The sequence below is a fragment of the Streptomyces phytophilus genome (genome assembly GCF_013870535.1).
Taxonomy (GTDB): domain Bacteria; phylum Actinomycetota; class Actinomycetes; order Streptomycetales; family Streptomycetaceae; genus Streptomyces; species Streptomyces phytophilus.
In genome coordinates, this window is record NZ_JACBXC010000873.1 from 1 (window position 1) to 2622 (window position 2622).

At 70.4% G+C, this 2622-nt stretch carries 3 protein-coding genes; 2 read left to right on the forward strand and 1 reads right to left on the reverse strand.

The features are described from left to right. Nucleotides 1–636, forward strand: a 636-nt coding sequence (locus tag H5J30_RS26505; RefSeq protein WP_181789858.1) for a DUF4328 domain-containing protein, incomplete at its 5' end; no start/stop codon positions are given. Between the two features lie 24 nt (nucleotides 637–660). On the opposite strand, the gene H5J30_RS26510 is transcribed toward H5J30_RS26505, so the two are convergent. Beyond that, the gene (locus H5J30_RS26510) at nucleotides 661–1944 is read right to left on the reverse strand and encodes an adenylosuccinate synthase (RefSeq protein ID WP_181789859.1); all 1284 of its coding nucleotides are present in this window, start codon (nucleotides 1942–1944) and stop codon (nucleotides 661–663) included. A gap of 145 nt (nucleotides 1945–2089) precedes the next feature. Here H5J30_RS26510 and H5J30_RS26515 point away from each other — a divergent pair. Next, nucleotides 2090–2622, forward strand: a 533-nt coding sequence (locus tag H5J30_RS26515; protein WP_309505637.1) for a diacylglycerol kinase family protein, incomplete at its 3' end; no start/stop codon positions are given.

The following is a 2622-nucleotide window of genomic DNA, read 5'->3' on the forward strand; positions in this document are numbered from 1 at the left end:
ATCGCCACGGCGCTCCAGGTGCTGCTGGGGGTGTACGCGGCGTACATCTGCCTCCAGGTCATCCAGGAGATCAACCTCCTGTTCCTGATGAGCGAGGACGGCGCGGACACCTGGTACATGGCCGAGGACCTCGACCGGATGGAGAACTTCACCGCCGGCAACTTCCTTCTCTTCGCGGTGTGCGCCGTGCTCTGGTCGATCTGGTTCTACCGGCTGCGGACGAACTCCGAGGCGTTCGCCCCGGGCCAGGTGCGCTACTCCACCGGGCTGGCCATCGGCTCCTGGTACATCCCGGTCGTGCAGCTCTGGTTCCCCATGCAGATCGCCAACGACATGTTCCGGATCAGCAGCCCCTTCCCGCACCACGCGCGCCCGCCCGCCGGCTACGGCCCGCGGCCCGTGTCGTACGGGAAGGGCGTGCTGAACTTCTGGTGGGCCGCCTGGGTCGCCACCATGGTGCTCGCCCTGGTCACCGCGGAGAACTGGGAGGTCGGCATGGCGATCGGCTCCGCGACCCGGATCGTGCTGTTCGACCTGCTGTTCTCGTTCGTGCTGATCGTGACGAGCGTGCTGGCGCTCCTTGCGGTCCAGCAGCTGACGACGCTGCAGGACCAGCGCCTCAAGGGAACGGTCTGACGGCTGACCGACTTAGAGGCAGGCTCAGAGGAACGAGTGGATCTGGATCGTCTCGTCCCGCCCGGGGCCGACGCCGATCGCCGAGATCCGCGCGCCGGACATCTCCTCCAGCGCCTTGACGTACCCCTGCGCGTTCTTCGGCAGCTCCTCGAAGGACGTGGCCTTCGAGATGTCCTCGGACCAGCCGGGCAGCATCTCGTACACGGGCGTGGCGTGGTGGAAGTCGGTCTGGCTGTACGGCAGTTCCGTGACGCGGCGGCCGTCGATGTCGTACGCGACGCAGACCGGGATGCGCTCCCAGCCGGTGAGCACGTCGAGCTTCGTGAGGAAGAAGTCCGTCAGGCCGTTGACGCGGGTCGCGTAGCGGGCGATCACCGCGTCGAACCAGCCGCAGCGCCGGTCCCGGCCGGTGGTCACGCCGCGCTCGCCGCCGATGGTGCGCAGCCGGTCGCCGTCCTCGTCGAGCAGCTCGGTCGGGAACGGTCCGGCACCGACGCGCGTTGTGTACGCCTTGAGGATGCCGATGACCCGGCTGATCCGCGTGGGGCCGACGCCGGCTCCCGTGCAGGCGCCCCCCGCGGTCGGGTTGGACGAGGTGACGAAGGGGTACGTGCCGTGGTCGACGTCGAGGAGCGTGCCCTGCCCGCCCTCGAAGAGGACGACCCGGCCGGCGTCGATGGCCTCGTTGAGCACGAGGGTGGTGTCGGCGACGTACGGGCGCAGCTGCTCCGCGTAGCCGAGGAGCTGCTCGACGACGGCGTCGGGGCGGATCGCGCGGCGGTTGTAGAGCTTGGCGAGGATCTGGTTCTTCTGGTCGAGCGCGGCGTCGACCTTCTGCCGCAGGATCGACTCGTCGAAGAGGTCCTGCACCCGGATCCCGACGCGGTTGATCTTGTCGGCGTAGGCCGGGCCGATGCCGCGTCCGGTGGTGCCGATCTTGCGCGTACCGAGGAACCGTTCCGTCACCTTGTCGAGGTCGGTGTGGTACGCGGTGATGAGGTGCGCGTTGCCGCTGATGAGCAGCTTGGACGTGTCCACGCCCCGCTGCTGCAGCGCGCTCAGCTCACCGAGCAGCACCTCGGGGTCGACGACCACGCCGTTGCCGATCACCGGCGTGCAGCTCGGCGACAGGATGCCCGACGGCAGCAGGTGCAGCGCGTACTTCTGATCGCCGACCACCACCGTGTGGCCGGCGTTGTTCCCGCCCTGGAAGCGCACCACGTAGTCCACCGAGCCGCCGAGCAGATCGGTGGCCTTCCCCTTGCCTTCGTCACCCCACTGAGCACCGAGCAGCACAAGTGCGGGCACAGGCGTACACCCCTTCCGGGCGGGGCATGTCCAACGTGCGGTGCGCCGTGCACCGGGGATCGGACCGGGCCCCGGATAGACGAAGCCCCTGGCACAAGTGCGACAGGGGCTCTTGCACCGAGAGATTACCTGAGGAAGGACCGTGGTGTCGGCTCCAGACCCCACCGGGCGCTCACTGCTCGTGCTCATCGACCCCGCTGCACGGCGGGCGGACGGGGAAGCCGTACGGATCGCGAGGGACGTGCTCTCCGCGGCGGCGGCCACGAAGATCTGCCTGCCGGAGACCGCGCCGGAACTGGCCCGCGCCCTGGCCCGCCGGGGCGCCCGCCGCCCGGTGGTCATCGGCGACGACCGGGCGTTCCTCCGCGTGGTGGGCGAGCTGCGCCGCCAGGAGACGCTGGCGGACGCGCCGCTGTCGCTGGTCCCGGTGGGCACGGCGAGAACGCTGGCGGCGACGCTGGGGGTCCCGACGGGGACGGTGGACGCGGCCAGGACGGTGCTGGACGGCGAGGAGCGCCGGCTGGGACTGCTCGTGGACGACGGCGGCGGGGTGGTACTGGACGCCCTGCGCCTGCCGGCGGAGGGAGCGGGGCCTGACGGCGACGCGGGTACGGGGACGGCGGATGACCACAGGACGGGAAACGGCTCGCGGCCGCGGGGCGGCGCCGGCTCGCAGGA